19 protein-coding genes are annotated in these 21,292 nt (G+C 72.4%); 7 read left to right on the forward strand and 12 right to left on the reverse strand.

The window, feature by feature from the left end; genetic code table 11:
• Positions 1-36: 36 nt before the first annotated feature.
• Positions 37-351 carry a DMT family transporter gene (locus tag ACGGAQ_RS14565; protein ID WP_393048678.1) on the forward strand — a complete coding sequence of 105 codons (315 nt, stop codon included), beginning with the start codon at positions 37-39 and terminating at the stop codon, positions 349-351.
• Positions 352-427: 76 nt separating this feature from the next.
• On the forward strand, positions 428-673 hold the full coding sequence (locus ACGGAQ_RS14570; RefSeq protein WP_393048681.1) for a hypothetical protein: 246 nt from the start codon (positions 428-430) through the stop codon (positions 671-673).
• A 69-nt stretch (positions 674-742) separates the two neighbouring features.
• Here the strand turns inward: ACGGAQ_RS14570 and ACGGAQ_RS14575 are convergent, their stop codons facing one another.
• Positions 743-3,202 (reverse strand): DNA translocase FtsK, encoded by a 2,460-nt coding sequence (locus ACGGAQ_RS14575; RefSeq protein WP_393048683.1) that lies wholly within the window; start codon positions 3,200-3,202, stop codon positions 743-745.
• A 113-nt stretch (positions 3,203-3,315) separates the two neighbouring features.
• Between ACGGAQ_RS14575 and ACGGAQ_RS14580 the strand changes: the two genes are divergently transcribed.
• Positions 3,316-3,786, forward strand: a complete 471-nt coding sequence (locus ACGGAQ_RS14580; RefSeq protein WP_393048685.1) for a YbjN domain-containing protein — start codon at positions 3,316-3,318, stop codon at positions 3,784-3,786.
• Positions 3,783-5,477 carry a YbjN domain-containing protein gene (locus ACGGAQ_RS14585; RefSeq protein ID WP_393048688.1) on the forward strand — a complete coding sequence of 565 codons (1,695 nt, stop codon included), beginning with the start codon at positions 3,783-3,785 and terminating at the stop codon, positions 5,475-5,477. The genes ACGGAQ_RS14580 and ACGGAQ_RS14585 overlap by 4 nt, the downstream gene beginning before the upstream one ends.
• Before the next feature lie 68 nt (positions 5,478-5,545).
• Here the strand turns inward: ACGGAQ_RS14585 and ACGGAQ_RS14590 are convergent, their stop codons facing one another.
• The 5 genes from ACGGAQ_RS14590 to ACGGAQ_RS14610 all read right to left on the reverse strand — a co-directional run bounded on the left by ACGGAQ_RS14590 (position 5,546) and on the right by ACGGAQ_RS14610 (position 11,276).
• Entirely contained in the window at positions 5,546-7,234 is a 1,689-nt protein-coding gene (locus tag ACGGAQ_RS14590) for a ribonuclease J (RefSeq protein WP_124854118.1), read from the reverse strand.
• A 52-nt stretch (positions 7,235-7,286) separates the two neighbouring features.
• Positions 7,287-8,213 (reverse strand): 4-hydroxy-tetrahydrodipicolinate synthase, encoded by a 927-nt coding sequence (gene dapA / locus ACGGAQ_RS14595; RefSeq protein ID WP_393048692.1) that lies wholly within the window; start codon positions 8,211-8,213, stop codon positions 7,287-7,289.
• A 47-nt stretch (positions 8,214-8,260) separates the two neighbouring features.
• Positions 8,261-9,001: an FAD-dependent thymidylate synthase gene (thyX, locus tag ACGGAQ_RS14600; protein WP_393048901.1), complete on the reverse strand. Its 741-nt coding sequence runs from the start codon at positions 8,999-9,001 to the stop codon at positions 8,261-8,263.
• Between the two features lie 393 nt (positions 9,002-9,394).
• Positions 9,395-10,057 (reverse strand): DUF2752 domain-containing protein, encoded by a 663-nt coding sequence (locus ACGGAQ_RS14605; RefSeq protein WP_393048695.1) that lies wholly within the window; start codon positions 10,055-10,057, stop codon positions 9,395-9,397.
• A complete protein-coding gene (locus ACGGAQ_RS14610) occupies positions 10,047-11,276 on the reverse strand; it encodes a winged helix-turn-helix domain-containing protein (RefSeq protein WP_393048698.1) in 1,230 nt (409 codons plus the stop codon). Before ACGGAQ_RS14610 ends, ACGGAQ_RS14605 begins: the two co-directional genes overlap by 11 nt.
• A gap of 80 nt (positions 11,277-11,356) precedes the next feature.
• On the opposite strand from ACGGAQ_RS14610, the gene ACGGAQ_RS14615 reads away from it, so the two are divergent.
• On the forward strand, positions 11,357-11,908 hold the full coding sequence (locus ACGGAQ_RS14615; RefSeq protein WP_393048701.1) for a GNAT family N-acetyltransferase: 552 nt from the start codon (positions 11,357-11,359) through the stop codon (positions 11,906-11,908).
• Here the strand turns inward: ACGGAQ_RS14615 and ACGGAQ_RS14620 are convergent.
• Positions 11,807-13,081 carry a glycosyltransferase family 87 protein gene (locus ACGGAQ_RS14620; protein WP_393048704.1) on the reverse strand — a complete coding sequence of 425 codons (1,275 nt, stop codon included), beginning with the start codon at positions 13,079-13,081 and terminating at the stop codon, positions 11,807-11,809. The genes ACGGAQ_RS14615 and ACGGAQ_RS14620 overlap by 102 nt on opposite strands.
• A gap of 35 nt (positions 13,082-13,116) precedes the next feature.
• On the opposite strand from ACGGAQ_RS14620, the gene ACGGAQ_RS14625 reads away from it, so the two are divergent.
• Positions 13,117-13,698, forward strand: coding sequence for a GNAT family N-acetyltransferase (locus ACGGAQ_RS14625; RefSeq protein WP_393048707.1), 582 nt, complete (start codon positions 13,117-13,119; stop codon positions 13,696-13,698).
• A 36-nt stretch (positions 13,699-13,734) separates the two neighbouring features.
• On the opposite strand, the gene ACGGAQ_RS14630 is transcribed toward ACGGAQ_RS14625, so the two are convergent.
• The 4 genes from ACGGAQ_RS14630 to ACGGAQ_RS14645 all read right to left on the reverse strand — a co-directional run bounded on the left by ACGGAQ_RS14630 (position 13,735) and on the right by ACGGAQ_RS14645 (position 18,097).
• Positions 13,735-14,622, reverse strand: a complete 888-nt coding sequence (locus ACGGAQ_RS14630) for a carbohydrate ABC transporter permease (protein WP_393048710.1) — start codon at positions 14,620-14,622, stop codon at positions 13,735-13,737.
• 1 nt (position 14,623) lies between these two features.
• Positions 14,624-15,745: a carbohydrate ABC transporter permease gene (locus ACGGAQ_RS14635; protein ID WP_393048713.1), complete on the reverse strand. Its 1,122-nt coding sequence runs from the start codon at positions 15,743-15,745 to the stop codon at positions 14,624-14,626.
• 84 nt (positions 15,746-15,829) lie between these two features.
• On the reverse strand, positions 15,830-17,080 hold the full coding sequence (locus tag ACGGAQ_RS14640; RefSeq protein ID WP_393048716.1) for an extracellular solute-binding protein: 1,251 nt from the start codon (positions 17,078-17,080) through the stop codon (positions 15,830-15,832).
• Positions 17,081-17,107: 27 nt separating this feature from the next.
• Positions 17,108-18,097: a LacI family DNA-binding transcriptional regulator gene (locus tag ACGGAQ_RS14645; protein WP_393048719.1), complete on the reverse strand. Its 990-nt coding sequence runs from the start codon at positions 18,095-18,097 to the stop codon at positions 17,108-17,110.
• Positions 18,098-18,242: 145 nt separating this feature from the next.
• On the opposite strand from ACGGAQ_RS14645, the gene ACGGAQ_RS14650 reads away from it, so the two are divergent.
• Entirely contained in the window at positions 18,243-20,345 is a 2,103-nt protein-coding gene (locus ACGGAQ_RS14650) for a glycogen debranching N-terminal domain-containing protein (RefSeq protein WP_393048722.1), read from the forward strand.
• Between the two features lie 106 nt (positions 20,346-20,451).
• On the opposite strand, the gene dapB is transcribed toward ACGGAQ_RS14650, so the two are convergent.
• A complete protein-coding gene (dapB, locus tag ACGGAQ_RS14655) occupies positions 20,452-21,204 on the reverse strand; it encodes a 4-hydroxy-tetrahydrodipicolinate reductase (RefSeq protein WP_393048725.1) in 753 nt (250 codons plus the stop codon).
• Positions 21,205-21,292: the final 88 nt, after the last annotated feature.

Below are 21,292 nucleotides of genomic sequence, written 5' to 3' on the forward strand. Positions count from 1 at the left end.
GTGCGGCAGCCCGGGCGCTCTTTCGTGAGGTGGACGATGGCCTGGCTGGCGTTGGTGATCTCTGGACTGTTGGAGACGGTCTGGGCGATCGCCCTGGACCGCAGCGCCGGCTTCAGCCGGCTGCTCCCGTCGGCGGTGTTCGTGCTGGCCCTGGTGCTGAGCATGGGCGGGCTGGCGTACGCGCTGCGCGACATCCCGGTCGGCACCGGTTACGCGGTCTGGGTCGGCATCGGCGCGGTGGGGACGGCGCTGGTCGGGATGCTGGCGCTCGGCGAGTCGGCCAGCCTGCCCCGGGTTCTCTGCCTGCTGCTGGTGATCGCCGGCGTGGTCGGATTGAAGATCTTTCACTGAAAAACTACGCGTGACCAATGTCCACGGTGGGTAGTTGATCGGTCTGGCACGACAGGCTCTCACACCGGAGGAAGACATGGCCGACGTTCCCACCACCGCCCGCCCGCGCAGCAACGCCGCCCGCATCCTCACCATCGTGGGCTTCGTCTTCGCGGTGCTCGCCCTGCTGCTCAACCCGATCATCTTCGGTGTGCTCGGCGTGATCGCCGGCGTCGTCGGCGCCGTCCTGGGCGACAAGCCGCTGGGTTGGTACGCCGCCGCGGCCAGCGTCGTCGCCGCGATCATCAGCCTGGTGATCATCGGCGCGTTGATCAACAACTGAGCGTTCTTCTCGCACGGGCCCGCCGGCTTCCGGCGGGCCCGTCGCTGTCAGCGGGTCGGGCGGGCGCGGTCAGTCCACGTCGCCGCGCAGGCCGGTCAGGACGTCCTCCAACTCGTCCGGCTTGACCAGCACGTCGCGCGCCTTCGACCCCTCCGACGGCCCGACCACGCCCCGGGTCTCCATCAGGTCCATGAGACGGCCCGCCTTCGCGAAACCGACCCGCAGCTTGCGCTGGAGCATCGAGGTGGAGCCGAACTGCGAGGTGACCACCAGCTCCACCGCCTGCACCAGCAGGTCGAGGTCGTCGCCGATGTCCTCGTCGATCTTCTTCTTGTTCTCCTGGGCGGGGGCCAGCACGTCCGGGCGGAACTCGGGCTCGCGCTGGTCCTTGCAGAACTTCACCACGTCGGCGATCTCGCGCTCGGTGACCCAGGCGCCCTGGATCCGGACCGGCTTCGAGGCGCCCATCGGCAGGAAGAGACCGTCACCGCGGCCGAGCAGCTTCTCCGCGCCGGGCTGGTCCAGGATGACCCGCGAGTCGGCGAGGGACGACGTGGCGAACGCCAGCCGGGACGGCACGTTCGCCTTGATCAGACCGGTCACCACGTCGACCGAGGGGCGCTGGGTGGCCAGCACCAGGTGGATGCCGGCGGCCCGGGCCAGCTGCGTGATCCGGACGACCGAGTCCTCCACGTCGCGCGGCGCGACCATCATCAGGTCCGCCAGCTCGTCCACGATCACCAACAGGTACGGGTACGGACGCATCTCGCGTTCGCTGCCCGGCGGAGCCTTGATCTCGCCGTTGCGGACCTTGCGGTTGAAGTCGTCGATGTGCCGGACCCCGTTGGCGGCGAGGTCGTCGTAGCGCATGTCCATCTCGCGGACCACCCAGTCCAGCGAGTCGGCCGCCTTCTTGGCGTTGGTCACGATCGGGGTGACCAGGTGCGGGATGCCCTCGTAGCCGGTCATCTCGACCCGCTTCGGGTCGATCAGCAGCAGCCGCACCTCGTCCGGGGTGGCCCGGGTGAGGATGGACACCAGCAGGGTGTTGAGGCACGACGACTTGCCCGCGCCGGTGGCCCCGGCGATGAGGATGTGCGGCATCTTGGCGAGGTTGGCCACCACGTAGCCGCCCTCGATGTCCTTGCCGAGCGCCACCACCATCGGATGGTGGTCGCTGGTCGCCGCCCGCGAGCGCAGCACGTCGCCCAGCGCCACGTTCTCCGGGTCGGTGTTCGGGATCTCCACGCCGACCGCGCTCTTGCCCGGGATCGGGCTGAGGATCCGTACGTCCGGCGACTTCACCGCGTACGCGATGTTGCGGGAGAGCTGGGTGATCCGCTCGACCTTGACCCCGTGCCCCAGCTCCACCTCGTAGCGGGTGACCGTCGGGCCCCGGGTGAAGCCGGTGACCGCGGCGTCCACGTCGAACTGGTCGAAGACGCCGGTCAGCGCGGCGATCACCTCGTCGTTCGCCTTGCTGCGGGTCTTCGCGGCGGCACCGGCGCTGAGCATGTTCGCCGGGGGCAGGGTGTAGTCACCGGACAGGCCGGTCAACGCGAGCTGCTCGGCGCGGGTGGGCGCGGGCGAGTGCTCCGGCGGCTCGGCCGGCTTGCGGCTGGCCGGCACCTTCGCCGGGGCCTTGCGCGGCAGGACCATGGTCTCCTGGAGGTCGGCGCCCTCCAGGTCGTCGAAGTCGTCCGGGTCCAGTGGTGGCGGCATCCGCTTCGCCGGTCGCCTGCGCGCCGGGCGGACGGCCGTCTCGTCGACCTCCTCGGCGACGCCGGGGTCCGGTGTCGCGACCAGACTTCCGGCGAGCAGGCCCAGCCGCTCGGGAATCTTGTTGATCGGCGTCGCGGTGACCACGAGCAGGCCGAAGAGCAGGAGCAGGACCAGCAACGGTACGGCCACCCACGCGGTGACCGCCCGCTCCAGCAACCCGCCCACGCCGGCGCCGACCAGGCCACCGGCGTAGTCACGCTGCACGGTGTTCGTCGGGTCCTGACCGATCTGGAGCAGCGCGGCGGTCGACACCAGCAGCGAGCCCCACCCGATCAACCCGCGGCCCCGGTGCTCCGGATCGGCCGGCTGGCGCATGAGCCGCCACGCCCCGATCATCAGCAGCACCGGCACCACCACGGAGATCGCGCCCAGGAACAGCCGGATCGTGTCGGCCAGCCGCGCGCCCACCGGACCCGCCCCGGAGAACCAGAGCGCGACGGCGGTGAGCAGGGCCAGCCCGAACAGCAGCAGCCCGCCGCCGTCGCGACGGTGCTCGGGGTCGAGGTCGCGGGCGGAGGCGGCCTGCCGGCCGGCGGCGCGCACCGCCCAGCCCATCCCGTGCGCCAGCCCCATCCACAGTGCACCGATCGCGCGGCCAACGTAGACGGCCGGACCCGGGCGGGCGGGTGTGGTGCGCCGCCGTACCGGTGCCCGGGTCTTCTTCGCCGGTTGACGGGCACGGCTGTTGGTGCCACCGCGCGGCGACGCGCCGCGTCGCCGGCTCGCCTGAGAGGTACGGCCCGCCATAGAGTCACGGTAACGGTGGGGCCGGGCAGATCGCCGCTTTTCCGGGTCGTGTCCGCGCGTCGCAGCACGGACCCCGCCGCCGGTCGTGATATCCGCCTCAGAAGGGATGCCCGATGGCGTCGCCGAGACTCGAGGACGATCCGCTGGCCGGGCACCCCGGTAGGTTGCGCCCGTTGACCGACGAGCTGGTCGCCGCGGTGCTCGCCGCGCGTGGCCGGACGGTCGGCCGCGCCGTGAACGGTGACCTCGTGGGTCGCTTCGACGACAACCTGATCTGGTTCCTGCGTCTCGGGGTGGACGGCGAGTTGCTCCAGGTCCGCACGATGGTCGCGCCCGCCTTCGGGATCGAGCAGGTGCCCGCCCTGTACGCCTTCTGCAACGCCTGGAACCACGACCGGCTCTGGCCGAAGGCGTTCGTGCACGTCGACGACGGCGGTCAGGCCCGGATCTACGGTGAGGTGATCACCGACCTGGAGCGCGGGGTCACACCGCACCAGCTCGACCAACTGCTCGACTGTGGCATCACGGCCGGCTGCCAGCTCGCCGTCGCCGTCGGCCGGCTGCCACCAGCGGTGTCGGCGTGACCGGGCCGGAGGAGGCGGCGGGCAGCCGCACCGACCGGCCGGACGGCCCCTCCGATGGCCGGCTCGCAGGTCAGCGCGTCCCGGCGCTGGTGGCCGCGCTCGCCGACGCCCGGGACCTGCCCGACGGGCCCGGTCGGCTGGCCGCCCTGGAACGGGTCGCCGAACAGGCCGACGCCGCCGGGGACGTCCGGTCCGCGGTGGACGCCCGGTTCGCCCTGATCGAGGCGTACCTGCTGCACGGCGAGCGGTGGCGGCTGGTCGAGCCGTTGCGACGCTGCCGGGCCGCCGCCGACCGGTGGCCCGCGCTGCTCACCGACGCCGAGGCCGAGCTGCTGCCGCGCTACCAGCGCTACGCCGTGGAGGCGCTGCTCGGCACGCCTCGGGTCGGGCTGGACCAGACCCGACTCCTGCTGGACGACCTGGCCCACCGGGTGGGGGCGGACGGGCCCGACGTGCCGACCGTCGCCGAGCTACGCTGCCGGATCGCCGACCACCTCGGCGACGAACCCACCGCCCGCCACTTCTTCCAGGGGTGGGCGGGCACGCGTCCCGGCCCGGCCGGTGGATGCCCCGGCTGCGCCCCGGCCCGACGCGCGGAACTGCTCGCCGGCTGGGGCGAGTGGCAGGCCGCACGCAGTGAGCTGCGGGCGTACGACGCCGACGCTCAGGAGTGCACCGACCAGCCCGAACGGGCGCTGGTCGCCGATCTGCTGCCGCTGTTGCGGCTCGGCGAACCAGAGCAGGCCGCGGCGGCGCACGTGCGGGCGTACCGGCGACACCGGCGTGAGCGCTCCGCCTTTCCGTACCTCGCCACGCATTTGCGTTTCTGCGCGCTCGGCGGGCATCTGGAACGCGGGCTGGCCATCCTGACCGAGCAGCTGCCCCGACTGGACCGGCCCACCGACGACCTCGCCGCGATGGAGTTCGCCGCCGCCGGGGCGCTGGTCTGCGGGCTGGCCGAGGAGGCCGGGCTGGGTGACCGGACGGTGCACCGCCCGGCGTACGCCGAGCGACCGGCCACCGAGCTGGAGGTGGGCACCCTGGGCGCGCTGCTGCTCGGCCTCGCCACCGACCTGGCGGGCAGCTTCGACGCCCGCAACGGCACCGGTCACCAGTCCGGCCGGATGGCGGCCTGGCTGGCCGAGCGCCCATCCGCGACGGCCGCGCCACTGCCCGCCGACGACGAGCCCGACGACGAGCCCGACGCGGAGACGGCCGGCGCGCGCGAGCCGGGCGCGCACGAGGCCGGGGCGGACGAGGCCGGCGCGGAGGCGGACTCCGAGCGGGAGGTGATGGCACTCACCACCGACATGATCACCTCGACGCTGGACAGGCGCGGCGACCGGTACCTGGTCGACGACGGCGGCACCGTGGTCGGCCGGTGGGGTGCGGCCGTGATCCAGTTCCGTCGGGCCGGCGAACGCGGCGAGGTGTTGCACACCCGGGCGATGGCCGCCCGCCGGCTGCCGACCGCGCGCCGCGCCGAGGCGTACGCCTTCTGCAACGCCTGGAACCACGACCGGCTGCTGCCCAAGGCGTACGCGCACGACCTCGACACGGAGATCGTGCTCGCCGGGGACGTGGCAACCGACCTGACCCACGGGGTGGCGCCGGCGCAGCTGCTGGTGCTGGTGGACGCCGCGATCGCCACCGGCGTCGCGTACGCCGAAGCGGTGGCCGACCTGCCCTGACCGCCCGGCGGCCGACACGGCGACGCCGGCCCACCCCGAACGGGTGGACCGGCGTCAGCGCGACGGGCTCAGACCTCGACGACGGTGGGCACGATCATCGGCCGACGACGGTACTTGTCGTTGACCCACCGCCCCACGGTCCGCCGGACGATCTGCTGGAGCTGGTGCGGGTCGGTGATGCCGTCCGCCGCGGCCCGGTTGAGCGCCTCGGTGACCAGCGGGACCACCGGGTTGAACGCCTCCGGGTCCTCGGAGAAGCCCTTCGCGGACAGCGTCGGGCCGGCGACGACCTTGCCGGTGACCGAGTCGACGACCACTGTGGTGGCGATGAAACCGCCGTCACCGAGGATCCGCCGTTCGGTGAGCAGCGATTCGCTGACGTCACCGACGGCGAGGCCGTCCACGTAGACGTACCGGCTCTTCACGTGCCCGACGAGGCTGGCGCGGCCCTCGACGAGGTCCACGACGTCGCCGTCCTCGCAGATCACCACCCGGTCGGCGGCGACCCCGGACTCAATGCCGAGCCGGGCATGCGCGCGCAGGTGACGCCACTCGCCGTGCACCGGCATCAGGTTGCTGGGCCGGACCACGTTGAGCAGGTAGAGCAGTTCGCCGGCCGGAGCGTGCCCGGAGACGTGCACCTTGGCCACGTCCTTGTGCACGACGACCGCACCGGCCCGGGCGAGCCGGTTGATGACCCGGTAGACCGAGGTCTCGTTGCCCGGCACCAGCGACGACGCCAGCACGACGGTGTCACCGGGGGCGATGGTGATGTGCCGGTGGTCGCCGCTGGCCATCCGGCCCAGGGCGCTCATCGGCTCACCCTGCGAACCGGTGGACATCAGCACGATCTGCTCGGGAGGCAGCGTGGTGGCCTCCTCGATCCCGATGACCAGGCCGGCCGGGATGTTGAGCAGGCCGAGGTCGCGGGCGATGCCCATGTTGCGGACCATCGACCGGCCGATCAGCGCGACCTTGCGGCCGTGCTCCGCGGCGGAGTCGAAGACCTGCTGCACCCGGTGCACGTGCGAGGCGAACGAGGCCACGATGATCCGACCCTTGGCCTTCGCGAAGATCGAGTCGAGCACCGGCCCGATCTCCCGCTCCGGGGTGACGAAGCCGGGGATCTCCGCGTTGGTGGAGTCGGACAGCAGCAGGTCGACGCCCTCGGCGCCGAGCCGCGCGAAGCCGGCCAGGTCGGTGATCCGGCCGTCCAGCGGGAGCTGGTCCATCTTGAAGTCGCCGGTGTGCAGCACCAGGCCGGCCGGGGTGCGGATGGCCACGGCGAGCGCGTCCGGGATGGAGTGGTTGACCGCGAAGAACTCGCACTCGAACGGGCCGAGCCGCTCGCGGCCGCCCTCCCGCACGGTCAGCGTGTACGGCTGGATGCGCCGCTCGGCCAGCTTCGCCTCGACCAGGGCGAGGGTGAACTGCGAGCCGACCAGCGGGATGTCGGGCTTGTGGGCGAGCAGGTACGGCACCGCGCCGATGTGGTCCTCGTGACCGTGGGTCAGCACGATCGCCTGGACGTCGGCCAGCCGGTCCAGGATCGGGCCGAAGTCGGGCAGGATCAGGTCCACGCCCGGCTGTTCGACGTCGGGGAAGAGCACCCCGCAGTCGACGATCAGCAGTTTGCCGTCGTACTCGAAGACGGTCATGTTCCGACCGATGGCGCCGAGCCCGCCGAGCGGGATGATCCGCAGGCCACCTTCCGGCAGCGGCGGGGGCAGTTCCGCCTCGATGTGCGCCTCGGTCACGCGTCCACCTCATTCTGCGACGCCGTCACTCGGCGCCCATCGTGTCGTTCGATCATTCGGGCAGCTCCAGGCCCGCTGCCGCGAAGTCCGCGCGCAGCTGGGCGATCTCGTCGTCGGTGGCGTCCACGAGCGGGGGTCGCACCGGGCCGGCCGGCAGGCCCAGCGACGCCAGGCCCGCCTTCACCAGGATGGTGCCCTGCGTGCGGAAGATGCCGGTGAACAGCGGCAGCAGCCGCCGGTGCAGGGCAAGCGCGGCCGGCATGTCCCCCGCGTCGTACGCCTCGATCATCTTTGCGGTCAGCGCCCCGGTGAAGTGCGTCGAGGTGCCGACCACGCCCACGCAGCCGACGGCCAGCGCCGGCAGGGTGAGCGCGTCCTCGCCGCTGTAGAAGGCGAGGCCGGTCCGGCTGGTCACCCAGCTGGTGGCGGTCAGGTCGCCCTTGGCGTCCTTGACCGCGACGATCCGCGCGTGGTCGGCGAGCCGGACCAGTGTCTCGGTGTCGATCGGCACGCCGGAGCGGTGCGGGATGTCGTACAGCATCACCGGCAGTCCGCTGGCGTCGGCCACCGCGGTGAAGTGCCGCAGCAGACCGCTCTGCGGCGGCTTGTTGTAGTACGGGGTGACCACGAGCAGGCCGTGTGCGCCGGCCTTCTCGGCGGCGGCGGCCAGCTCGATGGTGTGCCGGGTGTCGTTGGTGCCCACCCCGGCGACGACCCTGGCCCGGTCACCGACGGCCTCCACCACGGCCCGGATCAGGCGTTCCTTCTCCGCGTCGGTGGTGGTCGGCGACTCACCGGTGGTGCCGTTGACCACCAGCGCGTCGTTGCCCTGCTCGTCGACCAGGTGGCTCGCCAGTCGGGCGGCGCCGTCGAGGTCGAGCGAGCCGTCGGGGGTGAACGGGCTCACCATGGCCGTGAGCACCCGGCCGAAGGGGCGGGACGCCGGTTGGGCCGCGGCGTCGGGGTGGTCGTGCGTCATACCCTCCAACCTAGCGGACGACCAGCCGGAGCCCGCCGGGGAAGGGCTCAGGACGCCTCGTGCGGGCTGGCCGCCACCTCGGTGCCGTCCGGCAGCGTCGAGATCACGAAGTCGGCGAAGACGTTCGGTGCGACTCTGAGGAGCTGGCGCAGGCACTCCACGGCCAGCTCACGGATCTCCACGTCGGCGTGCTCGGTGGCCCGCATGGCGACGAAGTGCCGCCACGCACGGTAGTTGCCGGTGACCACGATCCGGGTCTCGGTGGCGTTCGGCAGCACCGCGCGGGCCGCCTGCCGGGCCTGCTTGCGGCGCAGCGTCGGGTTGGGCTCGTCGGAGAACCGCTGCTCAAGACCCTCCAGCAGTTCGGTGTACGCCCGCACGCTCGCCTCGGCGGCCTCGGTGAACTTCTTGTGCAGCTCGGGGTCGTCGGCGATGACCGCCGGCTCGACCATGGCCGCGTCCCGCTCGGGGACGTAGCGCTGGGAGAGCTGGGAGTACGAGAAGTGCCGGTGCCGGATCAACTCGTGGGTGAAGGAGCGGGATACCCCGGTGAAGTAGAAGGTGACCGAGCCGTGCTCCAGCACGCTCAGGTGCCCGACCTCCAAGATGTGCGCGAGGTAGCCGGCGTTGGTGGCGGTCGCCGGGTTCGGCTTCTTCCACGACTGGTAGCAGGCCCGCCCGGCGAACTCGGCGAGCGCCTGGCCGCCCTCGGCGTCGGTCGACCACGGCACGTCGTCCGGGGCCGCGAACTGGGTCCACGCGATCAACTTGACCTGGGGCTGCACCATTTCCGGCATGCCAGGGACTGTAGTAGCCGGCGGTCCCGTGCCCAACTCGGGCTCGCGGTGCAGAAAGCGCCCAGCTACCGCAAAATCACCGGCCCTTGCGGCGTCGTCGGGGCCGCAGGTGTCCAAGATCTCGACCGGCACGTCGACGCCCGGGCCGGTCCCTGCCACCTCCTCGGTTGCCTGTAGAGCTGCCCCACCTCTGGGGCAGGCGGCACGACGCTGGGCGCACCACCGCCACGCCCCATATCCGGGGCAGCTCTACAGGACGCGCAGGACCCTCCCGGCCCGCCCGCGGAAGGCCGAGGAGGCCGAGTCACGGCACGCCGAGCCACGGCACGCCGGGCCGGCAGGCCGGGCCGGCAGGCCGGGCCGGCAGGCCGAGCCGGCAGGCCCTCAGACGTAGAGCGAGGTGAACGGCGCCCAGGGCAGGTTGCGCAGCACCGAGAAGGCCAGCCACACGCCCAGGAACCCGACGATGACCTTCGAGCTGATCCGGAGCTCCGGCAGCCGCCAACCGAACGCCTGGTGGCCCGCCCAGGCGACGAAGAGGTACGCCAGGAAGGGCAGCGCGAAGACGAACAGGAAGTGGTGTCGGGCGGCGGCCGGCAGGTCGCCGTGCAGCACGTACCAGAGCGCGCGGGTGCCGCCGCAGCCCGGGCAGTCCAGCCCCGTGGTGAGCTTGAGCAGGCAGGTCGGCGCGGCGTCCGGGTCGGCGTGGGCCGGGTTGCTCAGCAGCGCGTAGGCCATGCCGAGGCCGACGCACCCGACCGCGGCCAGCGGCGCCGCCCAGCGCGGTGACCGCGCGTGAAGGCGCAGCACGAACCGGGTGAGGACGTCCGCCGGCACCTCCCGCCGGTAGGGCTCGAACCGGTCCGACTCGTGCGCCGGGTAGCCACCCGGCGGGGGCGTCGGCCAACCACCCGGACCCAGGCCTGCGGGGCCGACGCCAGCGGCACCACGGTCGGCCGGATCGGCCGGCACGGTGTGCACCGCACCGGGGGTGGGCTGCGGCTGGTCGACCGGTCCGGGAACGCTCGTCACGCGCTCACGGTACACCGGACACGCCGGCCAACGCGGCGGTGAGCGGACCGGCCAGGTCGCCGGCCGCGGGCGGCGCCACCGCGTCCAACCCGAGCCAGCCGGCGAGCCGGTACAGCTCGGCGGCGAGCGCCACGGCGGTCTCCCCCGGGTCGGCGCCGGGCTCGACCCAGGCGGCCGGCACGAGCAGCACCCCGGCCTTGCGGTCGGCCTTCAGGTCGACCCGGGCGGTGAACCGGTCGCCCTGCAGGAACGGCAGCACGTAGTAGCCGTACACCCGCTGTGGCGCCGGGACGTAGATCTCGATCCGGTAGCTGAAGTCGAACAGCCGCTCGGTGCGGGCACGTTCCCAGATCAGCGGGTCGAACGGGCTGACCAGCGTGTTGCCCCGAATCCACCGGGGCAGCCGGGCGGACGCGTGCAGCCAGGCCGGCTGTCGCCAGCCCGCCACGGTGACCGGCACCAGCTCGCCGGCCTCGGCCAGCTCCGCGACGGCCTGCCGGGCGCCGGCCAGTGGCAGCCGAAAGTAGTCGCGCAGCTCCGGTTCGGCGGCCACCCCGAGCGACCGCGCCGCCAGGGCCACCAGAGCGCGGTACGCCTCGGCGTCGGTCGGGGTGGGCGCGGCCAGCACGGCCGGCGGAAGCACCCGCTCGGGCAGGTCGTAGCGGCGGGCGAAGGACGTGCTGCGCTCGGCGGCGGTCACCTCGCCGGCCCAGAACAGGAACTCCAGCGCCCGCTTCACCGCCGACCAGTTCCACCCCCAGTTGCCGGTCTCCCGGGGCGCGTCGTGCTCGATCTCGGCGGCGGTCAACGGACCCCGCGCGGCCACCTCGGCACGGACCCAGGCGACCAGCTCCGGCTGCTCCTGGGCGATGCGCCGCATGCCACCCCAGGATTCGCTGTGCGCGCGGGCCATTCGCCAGCGCAGCAGCGGATGCAGCCCGACCGGCACCAGGGACGCCTCGTGGCCCCAGTATTCGAACAGCTCGCGGGGGCGGCGGTAGGCGGCCTGGTCGAGCAGCGCGGTGGGGTACGGACCGAGCCGGCTGTAGAGCGGCAGGTAGTGCGCCCGTTGCAGCACGTTTACCGAGTCCATCTGGATCAACCCGACCCGGTCGAGGACCCGGCGCAGATGTCGACGCGTGGGCACCCCGACCGGCGGCGGGTCGGCGAAGCCCTGGGCGGCGAGTGCCACCCGGCGGGCCTGGGCGAGTGAGAGTGCTTCCGGTGCGGCCATCGTCGGCGACGATAAATCATCGGTACGACGCCGGTGCGGGAAGCTGGACTCCGACGGCCACGGGGGCATAGAACGGTGCAATGCTGACCATCCGCCGGGAGGAGCCCGACGACGCCGAGGCGGTCGCCCGGGTGCACGTGCACGGCTGGCAGGCGGGTTACGCCGGCTTCATGCCGGACGAGGTGCTCGGACGGCTCAACGTGGGGGCCTGGGCGCAGCGCCGTCGTGACCTGGGCACCGCCGACCCGGAGCACCCGTTCAGCACCCTGCTCGGCGAGGTGGACGGGCTGGTCGTCGGCTTCACCACGTTCGGGCCGTACCGCCGCAACCAGGACCGCGACGATCTGGACCCGACGGTCGGTGAGGTGCTGGCGCTCTACGTCGAGCCGGCGTTCTGGGGCGACGGGACGGCTGCCGAGCTGCTCGCCGCCGCCCGCGCCGGGCTCAGCGAACGGGGCTGGACCGGCTACCGGCTGTGGGTGCTGGCGGACAACGGGAGGGCTCGGCGGTTCTACGAACGGGCGGGGCTGTCACCGGACGGGGAACTGTCGATCTACCAGGTGCCGCTCGCCGGCGGGCGCGGGCCGGTCGGACTGGTCGAGCTGCGGTACGCCGGACGCCTCGACGACTGACCTGCCCGGTGTCAGCCACCGGCGAACCGGCAGGAAGGCCAGCAGGGCCAGGCTGATCCAGACGTACGCGTTGCTGCCGACGAATCCGTCGACGCCGGTGAAGTCCTTCTCCCAGAACCAGACGGTCCGGCTGATCAGCAGCACGTACCCGATGGTCGCGGCGGCCAGCAGGACGCGCCGTCGGCGGCCGGCCGGCGCGGCCATCGCGTTGTCGACAAGCAGGATCAGCCCGGGCAGCAGCCAGACCAGGTGGTGCACCCAGGTGACCGGGCTGACCAGGCACATCACCGCGCCGGTCAGGGCCAGGCCGGTCGCCTCGTCACCGGCGGCGACGGCAACCCGGGACCGCCAGGCCCAGAGCGCCAGGGTGCCGAGCACCAGCAGCAGCCACAGCAGGGTGCTCGGGTGCTGCGGGTCGAGCCGGGCGACCACCCCGCGCAACGACTGGTTGGAGACGAACGCCAGCTCGCCGACCCGCCCGGTGTTCCACAGCGCCTCGGTCCAGAACTCGCGGGAGGCGTCCGGGAAGAGCGCGCCGGCCAGCAACGTCACCCCGGCGGCCGCGCCGCTGGCGGTGAGCGCCGCCCGCCACCGCCCGGTGACCAGCAGATAGACGATGAAGATGCCCGGGGTCAGCTTGATCGCGGTGGCCAGGCCGATGCCCACCCCGGCCCACCGGTTGCCGGCCGGCAGCAGCCGCAGCAGGTCCACCGCCACCAGGAACAGCAGCAGTGTGTTGACCTGACCGAAGTTGACCGTCTCGCGCATCGGCTCGAAGGCGGCGGCCAGGCAGAGCGCGACGGCGAGGGCGAACCAGGGGGTCCACCCGGCCCGGCGGGCGATCGGGTCCACCAGCCACCAGATCAGCACCGTCGTGGTGACCACGCTGGCGAGCACGCTCACCACGATCGCGGCCGACCACGGCAGGTACGCCATCGGCAGCATGACCAGCGCCGCGAACGGCGGGTACGTGAAGCCGTACTGGGTCCCCGGCTTGAGGTAGTCGTAGATCTCCCCGCCGTCGTGCACCCACCACGTCAACGCGCCGTAGTAGACCTTGAGGTCGAAGAAACCGTGCCGGACGGCCGCGACGGCGAGGAACGCGGTGACCGCCGCGGCGAGCACCACCACCCCGACGACCTGCGCGGTCGTCCTGTTGGCACCCTGCGCCACCGTCGCCTCCCTCGCCCTGCGTAGGCTTCCGTCCCATGGCTCTCGGGTACGTCCGCCCGGCGCGTCCCGAGGACGCCGGCGAGATCGCACGCATCCAGCTCGCGACCTGGCGGGTCGCGTACCGCCGCATTCTGCCTCGGCATGTGCTCGACAACCTGGACGAGGCGTTCCTCACCCGGCGGTGGAGCGCCGCGGTGCTGGAGCCGCCCTCGGGCGCGCACCGGGTGCTGGTCGCCGTCGAACAGGCCGAGCAATCGTATCTGGTGGGGTTCGCCGCCTCCGGCCCGGCCGACGGCGAGGCGCTCGCCCCGGGTGAGCCGGCCGACGCGCTCGGCCCGGACGTGGCGGCGGTGACCGACCTGCTGGTCGAGCCGCGCTGGGGCCGGCGCGGGCACGGCAGTCGGCTGCTCGCCGCGGCCGTCGACCTGTGGCGGGAGGACGGCATGAGTCGGGCGGTGGCTTGGGCGTTCGACGGTGACGAGGCGACCCGCAAGTTCCTCACCAGCACCGGTTGGGAGCCCGACGGCGCGGCCCGGGCGCTGGACGTCGACGACATGCTGGTGCCCCAGGTGCGCCTGCACGTGGCCGTGCCGACCGAGAAGGTTCCGGCCGAGTGACCGGTGCGGCGGCCCGGGGCCGCCGCACCGGTACGGTCAGCCCTTGTCCGCGCCGTCGTTGGCGTCGCGGACGAAGTAGCGCTGGAACACCACGAAGATGATCGCCACCGGGATGGTGGCGAGCAGCGCCGCGCCCAGCTTGAGCGGGTACTGGTTGCCGCTGCCGAGCGAGCCACTGACCAGGTCGGCGAGACCGCGCGGCAGGGTGAACAGGTCCGGGTCCTGCACCGACACGAGGCTGTGCGGGAACTCGTTCCAGGAACCCTGGAACGACAGGATGGTCAGGGTGATCAGCGCCGGCTTCGCCATCGGCAGCGCCACCGACCAGAAGGTGCGGAAGATGCTCGCCCCGTCGATGCGGGCGGCCTCCTCCACGCTCACGGGGATCGACTCGAAGAACTGCTTCATGATGAACACGCCCGCCGCGTCGGCCAGCAGCGGCACCACCAGGCCGGCGTAGCTGTTGTAGAGGCCGAGCTGGTTGAGCACCAGGAACTTCGGGATCAGCAGCACCACGCCGGGCACCGCCATCACCGCGATGACGGCAGCGAACAGCCCGCCGCGCCCGGCGAATCGCAGCCGGGCCAGCGCGTACCCGGCGAGCGAGTCGAAGAACACCCGGCCGAGGGTCACCAGCACGGTGACCAGCAGCGAGTTGCCCAGCCAGAGCGGAAAGTTGGTGCCGGCGAAGATCCGGTCGAAGCCGGCGAGGCTGAGCGGGTCCGGAAACGGCGAGAGCGGGTTCGCCGCCGCGTCGGGCTCGGTCTTGAGCGAGCTCGCGATCTGGATGACGAACGGGTAGAGGAACACCAGCCCGAAGAAGACAAGCGTGGCGTACCCCAGAAAGCGGGTGGCCAGGGTGCGGGCCGCGCGCTGGTCGCCGCGAGCGGGCGCCGCCGCCGGGCGGTCGGTCAGCGCGGCCATGTCAGGACCTCTCCGGTACGCGCCGACGCCGCCAGCCGCGGCGCGGCCGGTCGGTGTCCCGCTCGGCGAGCGCCCGACGCTGGATCAGCGTGAGCACGATGATGATCAGGAACAGCACGAACGAGATCGCCGCGCCGGAGCCGTAGTCGAAGTCCCGGAACGCGGTCCGGTACGACAGGTACGCCGGGGTGACGGTGGTCTTGGCCGGGTCGCCCTGGCTCATGACGTACACCTGGTCGAAGACCTGCCAGGAGCCGATCATGCCGAGGGTGAGCACCAGGAAGGTGGTCGGCCTGATCATCGGCAGGGTGACGTAGCGGAACCGCTGCCAGGCCGAGGCTCCGTCGAGCGTGCTGGCCTCGTCCAGCGTCACCGGCACGTTCTGCAGGCCGGCCAGGAACATCAGCATGAACGTGCCGGAGGTGGTCCAGATGACCAACGTGATGATCGAGATCATCGCCACGCTGGGGCCGGCCAGCCAGTCCCACCAGCTCAGCCCGAACGGGCCGCCGTCGGTGAGCGCCGCCGGGGGCGAGTCGACGCCGACCGCGCCGAAGAGCAGGTGCAGCACGCCCCGGGAGTCGGCGAACCACTCCGGGCCGTCGATCCCGAGGAAGCCGAGCAGCGCGTTCACCGCGCCGGAGTTGGCGAAGAGGAACAGGAACACCACGCTGATCGCGACCGAGCTGGTGACCGAGGGGAAGTAGAACGCGCTGCGGAAGAAGCTCTTGCCCTTGAGCATCCGGTTGTTGACCACCAGCGCCAGCCCGAGCGCGAGCACGGTCTGCGCCGGCACCACGATCGCCACGTAGTAGATGTTGTTGCGGATGCTGGTCATGAAGTCGCGGCGGGCCAGCCCGTCCTCGGTGAACAACTGGGTGTAGTTGTGCGCGCCGACGAACGGGACGTCGCCGGTGAACGGGCTGCCCTGCCCGTTCCAGTCGGTCAGGCTGACCCAGAGCGCCATCAGGATCGGCAGCAGCAGGAACAGCCCCAGGATGACGATCACCGGTGCGACGAAGAGCCAGCCGGCGAGGTTCTCGTTGCCGCGGACGCCACCCCGCCGTCGCCGGGGGCTCGTCCCGGGCGCGGTGGCCACGGCGGTCAGTGTCTCGGTTGCCATCTCCCCTCCCTCCCTCTCTCGGGCCCTTCCGGGCCGGAGGTGCGGACGGGGGCCCCGCTCGCTGTCGGGACCCCCGCCGTCACCTCAGCTGCCGCCGAGCGCCGCCTTGGCGTTCTTGTCGAAGTTCTGCAGCACAGTCTTCGGGTCGCCGTTGGCCAGGCTCTGCAGACCGGTGTCCAGGTCCTTGAGGACGCTGTCCATCTTCGGCGCGTTCACCGGGCCCTGGGCGTACGCGGCGCCCTCGATGAACACCTTGTCGGCCGGGGAGGCGGCCGTGTACTGGTCGCGCACCGACTGCCGCGACGGCATGACACCGACCGCCTTTGCGAACGTCAGCTGCTGCTCGCCGCTGGTCATCGCCTCGACGAACTTGATGGCCTGGTCCTTGTACTTGCTCTTCGCCGCGATGCCCCAGCACTGGGTGAAGGAAAGCGTGCCCTGCCCCTTCGGGCCGGCCGGCAGCGCCACGACCTTGTACTTCACGTTCGGGAAGTCGTTCTGCAGCGCGCCCTTGATCCAGTTGCCCTCGATCGTCATCACGGCCTTGCCCTTGCCGAACGCCTCACCGGACCAGCCCGAGTCGAGCTGCTTCGGGTACTTGGCCAAGCCCGAGGTGAGCAGGGACTTGACGTACTGGAGGGCGGCCAGGTTCTCCGGGGTGTCGGCGGTCGGCTGCTTGCCGTCCTTGCTCAGCAGCCAGCCGCCGTTCTGCACCAGGAAGGCGCCGATCCGGTCCCGGGTGTCGCCGAGCGCCAGGGGGACCTGCCCCTTCGCCTTGATCTTCTGGGCGGTCGCGGTGAGCTGGTCCCAGGTGGTCGGCACGTCGGCGTCGGTCAGTCCGGCCTTCGCCCACAGGTCGGTGTTGATCTGCAGGGCCAGGGTGGAGAAGTCCTTGGGCGCGCAGTAGAGCTTGCCGTCGTACGAGAACGTGGTGCGCAGGCTCTCGTAGAAGTCGTCCGGGTTGGAGATTTTGTCGCCGTACGGCTCCAGCGCGCCGACGCTCGCGTAGTCGGCGAAGCGGGCCGCGTCGACGTAGAAGACGTCCGGCGGGGTGCCGCCGGCGAGGCCCTGGCCGAGCTGCTGGGTGAGGTCCTGCGCAGGGGTGACCGTGGCGGTGTTGCCGGAGCCGCTGGCCCACTTCGCCGCGGCGTCCTGCACGGCCTTGGTCTCGGCTTCGCCGGAGGATCCGATCAGGATCTGCAGGCTGGCCGGTCCGCTGGACTGGGCGGCGTCGCCGGACGAGTCGTCGAAGCCGCTGCCGCAGGCCGCGGAACCGAGAAGGGCGACGGCGGCGAGGCCGGCCACCGCCGCCCGGGTGAGGTTTCGAGGTGCCATGGGGTTCTCTCCTGGTGGGGGATGGGACTACGCGGTGTGCCGAAGCGCCAGCGAGGGCTGGAGCAGCACGTGGGTGGGGGTCTCGTGGTTGCCGTCGAGGACCCCGGTGAGCAGGTCCACGCAGCGGGCGGCGGCCTCGCCGAGCGGTTGGCTGACGCTGGTCAGCCCCACCGCGGCGGCGACCGGCGTGTCGTCGAAGCCGATCACCGACACCGGCGGGTCGGTGCCCCGGATCGCCTGCAGCGCGCCGAGGGCGAGCGAGTCGCTGGCGCAGAGCACGGCGGTCGGCGCCTCGGCGGCGAGCAGGTCCCGAGTGAGCCGTTCGCCCTCGGCGATGCCGTCCTCGGTTTCGCGGTGCAACCCGGTCGGGTCGACACCGGCGGCGCGCAGCGCGTCGTGCCAGCCGCCCCGGCGGTCGTCGCCCACACCGGACCCGAGGGGCCAGCCGATGAACGCGATCCGCCGGTGCCCGGCGTCGAGCAGGTGCCGGGTGGCGGCGGCGGTGCCGGCGGCGCCGTCCACGTCGACCCAGGGGTGCGCGTCGAGCGCGTCCCACGGGCGGCCGAAGGTCACGAACGGCACGTCCCGGTCGGCGAGCCAGGCGGTACGCGGGTCGCCGTACTTGGTGCCGACGAGCACGAACGCGTCCAGCTCGTACGTGCCGAGCAGGTCGTCGTAGGTGGCGATCTCCCGCTCGTCGTCGGTGGCGGTGTAGAGCAGCACCCGGTAGCCTGCGGCGTCGGCGGTCTCGGTGAGGCCGTGCAGGAAGCGGTCGAGAACGGAGCCGTTGATGCCGTCGCGGGTGGGTTCGATCCGGGCGGCGATGAGTCGGGACCGGCCGGTGCGCATCTGTCGGGCCGCCTGGTTGGCCCGGTAGCCGAGTGCGCTGATCGCGTCCTCGACCCGCTGGCGGGTCTCCTGCCGCACGATGTGCGGCGCGTTGAGCACGTTGGAGACCGTCTGCCGGCTTACTCGGGCGTGCCGGGCCACCGTCGCAATGGTTACCTTCTCGGGCACTTAATCCCTCTCGCCGTCTTGAACGATCCAATTCGGATAGTGCAGGATTAGATCGTTCAAGTTTCTGGAATGTTTCGCACTTTGCACCGCCAGGGGCGCGTTGTCAAGATGTCCGCCCCGCACCCCCGAGATCTGGAGCCGCACCGTGATCGAACGCCAGCTGCAACCCCTCCTGCACGAGTTGGTTCCGGTGGTGCTCGCCCCGACCAGTGCGCTGGGGGACGCGACCGGGCAGATCCGCCCGGCCGGCGTCCAGGGCGTCTTTTACGCCGACGCCCGCGTGCTCTCCCGGGCCGAGCTGCGGGTCGACGACCAGGAGTTGGAGGGGCTGACCCGCGGCGCGGACGGCCCGCACGGCGCCCGCTTCGTGGGCCTGGCCCGCTGGCTCGGCGATCCCACGCCCGACCCCACCGTCCGCGTCGACCGGCTCCGCCGGGCCACTCGCAACGGCCTCACCGAGGAGCTACGGATCGTCTCCACCGCCACGGTCGGCGTACGGGCCACGGTGAGCGTCGACCTCGGCTGCGACCTGGCGCCCATCGAGGTGGTCAAGTCCGGTGGCGCCGCCGCGCCGCTGGAGGCCAAGACCGGCCAGCCGGGCCTGCTCACCTGGTCGGCCGACGGGATCACCGTCACCGTCACCGCGCCCGACGCCGACGTGCTCGCCGCCGACGAACGGGCCACCGCGCCGCGGCTGGCCTGGCCGATCGACCTGCCCCCCGGAGGCGAGACGGTGCTGCGCTGGCAGCTCACCGTCGAGGACCCGCACGCCGTGGTGATCGGCCCGGCCGGCGAACCGGAGTGGGCCCGACCCGAGGTGACCGCCGACGACCGACGGCTGGTCCGCTTCCTCGACCGCAGCCTGGACGACCTGCGCGGGCTACGCCTGGCCGAGACCGGCGCGCCCGGGGACGTCTTCCTCGGCGCCGGAGTCCCCTGGTTCCTCACCCTGTTCGGCCGGGACAGCCTCTGGGCCGCCCGGATGATGCTGCCGCTCGGCACCGACCTGGCCGCCGGCACCCTGCGCGTGCTCGCCCGCCGCCAGGGCACCCGCGTCGACCCGGCCACCGGGGAGGCCCCCGGCAAGATCCTGCACGAGCTGCGCGGGCAGGAGTTCGCGTTGCCCGGGAACGGGCTGCGCCTCCCGCCGGCCTACTACGGCACCGTCGACGCCACCATGCTCTGGGTCAACCTGCTGCACGACGCGTGGCGCTGGGGCCTGCCGGCCGAGCAGGTCGAGCCGCTGCTGCCACACCTGGAGGCCGCCCTGCGCTGGCTCGGCGAGCACGCCGACCCCGACGGCGACGGCCTCGTCGAGTACATCGACACCACCGGCCACGGGCTGTCCAACCAGGGCTGGAAGGACTCCGGCGACGCCGTACGGTTCCACGACGGCTCCCTGGCCACCGCGCCCATCGTGCTGGCCGAGGTGCAGGGGTACGCGCACGAGGCGGCGGTGAACGGCGCCGCCCTGCTGGACGCCTTCGGCCGCCCCGGCGGGGATCGCTGGCGCGAGCACGCCGCCACGCTGGCCGACCGGTTCCGGGACAGCTTCTGGGTCGACGGCCGGTACGGCCCGCAGCCCGCCCTGGCCCTGGACCGGGACAAGCGTCCCGTCGACTCGCTGACCAGCAACATCGGTCACCTGCTCGGCACCGGCCTGCTCACCATCGACGAGGAGGCTCAGGTCGCCCGCCTGCTCACCACCGACACGCTGGCCGGCGGCTTCGGACTACGGACGATGTCCACCGACGACGCCGGCTTCAGCCCGCTGTCGTACCACTGCGGTTCGATCTGGACCCACGACACCGCGATCGTGCTCGCCGGGCTGGCCCGCGCGGGGCACCGCGACGCCGCGCTCGGCCTGGCCGAGGGGCTGCTCACGGCGGCCGAGGCGTTCGACTACCGGATGCCGGAGCTGCACGGCGGCGACGACCGGGCACTGCTCAACCGCCCGGTGCCGTACCCGGCGGCGTGCCGGCCCCAGGCGTGGGCCGCGGCGGGTGCGGTGCTGCTGCTCCAGGCCGCGACGGGCCTCTACCCCGACGTGCCGGGCGGCACGGTCCGGCTGACCCCGCTGGCCGGCCCCAAACTGGGCGCCGTGAGTGCCACCGGCCTCCGCGTGGCCGGCGCCTCGGTGAACGTCACGGTGGACCGCACCGGCGACTCCACCCTCGACGGTCTCCCGGCCTCCCTGACCCGGGCCATTCCCACCCAGCGCCGCCCCCAGACCCCCGTCCGCCGCTGACGCGCGCCCTCTGGTCCGGCCGGCCGTCGAGATCTTGGACAGTTTCCGTTTCAACCGAACGGAAACTGTCCAAGATCTGTACCGCTCGGCGAAGCCGGGGTTGCTCTCAGTCGAGGAGGGGGTCCAGGCCCACCGTGAGGCCGGGGCGGTTGCGCACCGCGCGGACGGCCAGCAGCACGCCCGGCATGAAGGACACCCGGTCGTACGAGTCGTGCCGGATGGTCAGCGTCTCGCCGGTGCCCCCGAAGAGCACCTCCTGGTGGGCGACCAGGCCGGTGGCGCGCACCGCGTGGACGCGTACCCCGTCGATGTCGGCGCCGCGCGCACCCGCCACCTCGTCCTTGGTGGCGTCCGGCACTGGGCCGAGACCGGCCTCGGCGCGAGCCTGGGCGATCTTCCGGGCGGTGTGCGTGGCGGTGCCGCTCGGGGCGTCCAGCTTGCGCGGGTGGTGCTGCTCGATGATCTCGACGGACTCGAAGTGCCGGGCGGCCCGCGCGGCGAACTGCATCATCAGCACCGCGCCGATGCCGAAGTTCGGGGCGATGACCACGCCGACGCCCGGCTTCTCGGCGAGCCAGCCGCGCACCTGCTCCAGCCGCTGCTCGGTGAAGCCGGTCGTGCCGACCACCGCGCTGATGCCCTGCTCGATGCACCACTTGAGATTGTCCATGACGACGTCCGGCGTGGTGAAGTCGACGACCACGTCGGCGCCGGAGACGGCGGAACGGCTGTCGCCCTGGTCGATCGACGCCATCAGTTCGAGGTCGTCGGCGGCGTCGACCGCCTTGCAGACCTCGATGCCCATCCGGCCGCGGGCACCGAACACGCCGACGCGGGTCATCTCCTGCTCGTCAGTCACGCGGCACAACCTATCCCAATCGGGACGTGCCACCGCCGCCGGATCCGGTCCGCTCCACCGACCGGGACGTGCCCTCGGCCCTGCGGGG

The sequence above is a fragment of the Micromonospora sp. NPDC047557 genome, assembly GCF_043205095.1.
GTDB lineage: Bacteria > Actinomycetota > Actinomycetes > Mycobacteriales > Micromonosporaceae > Micromonospora.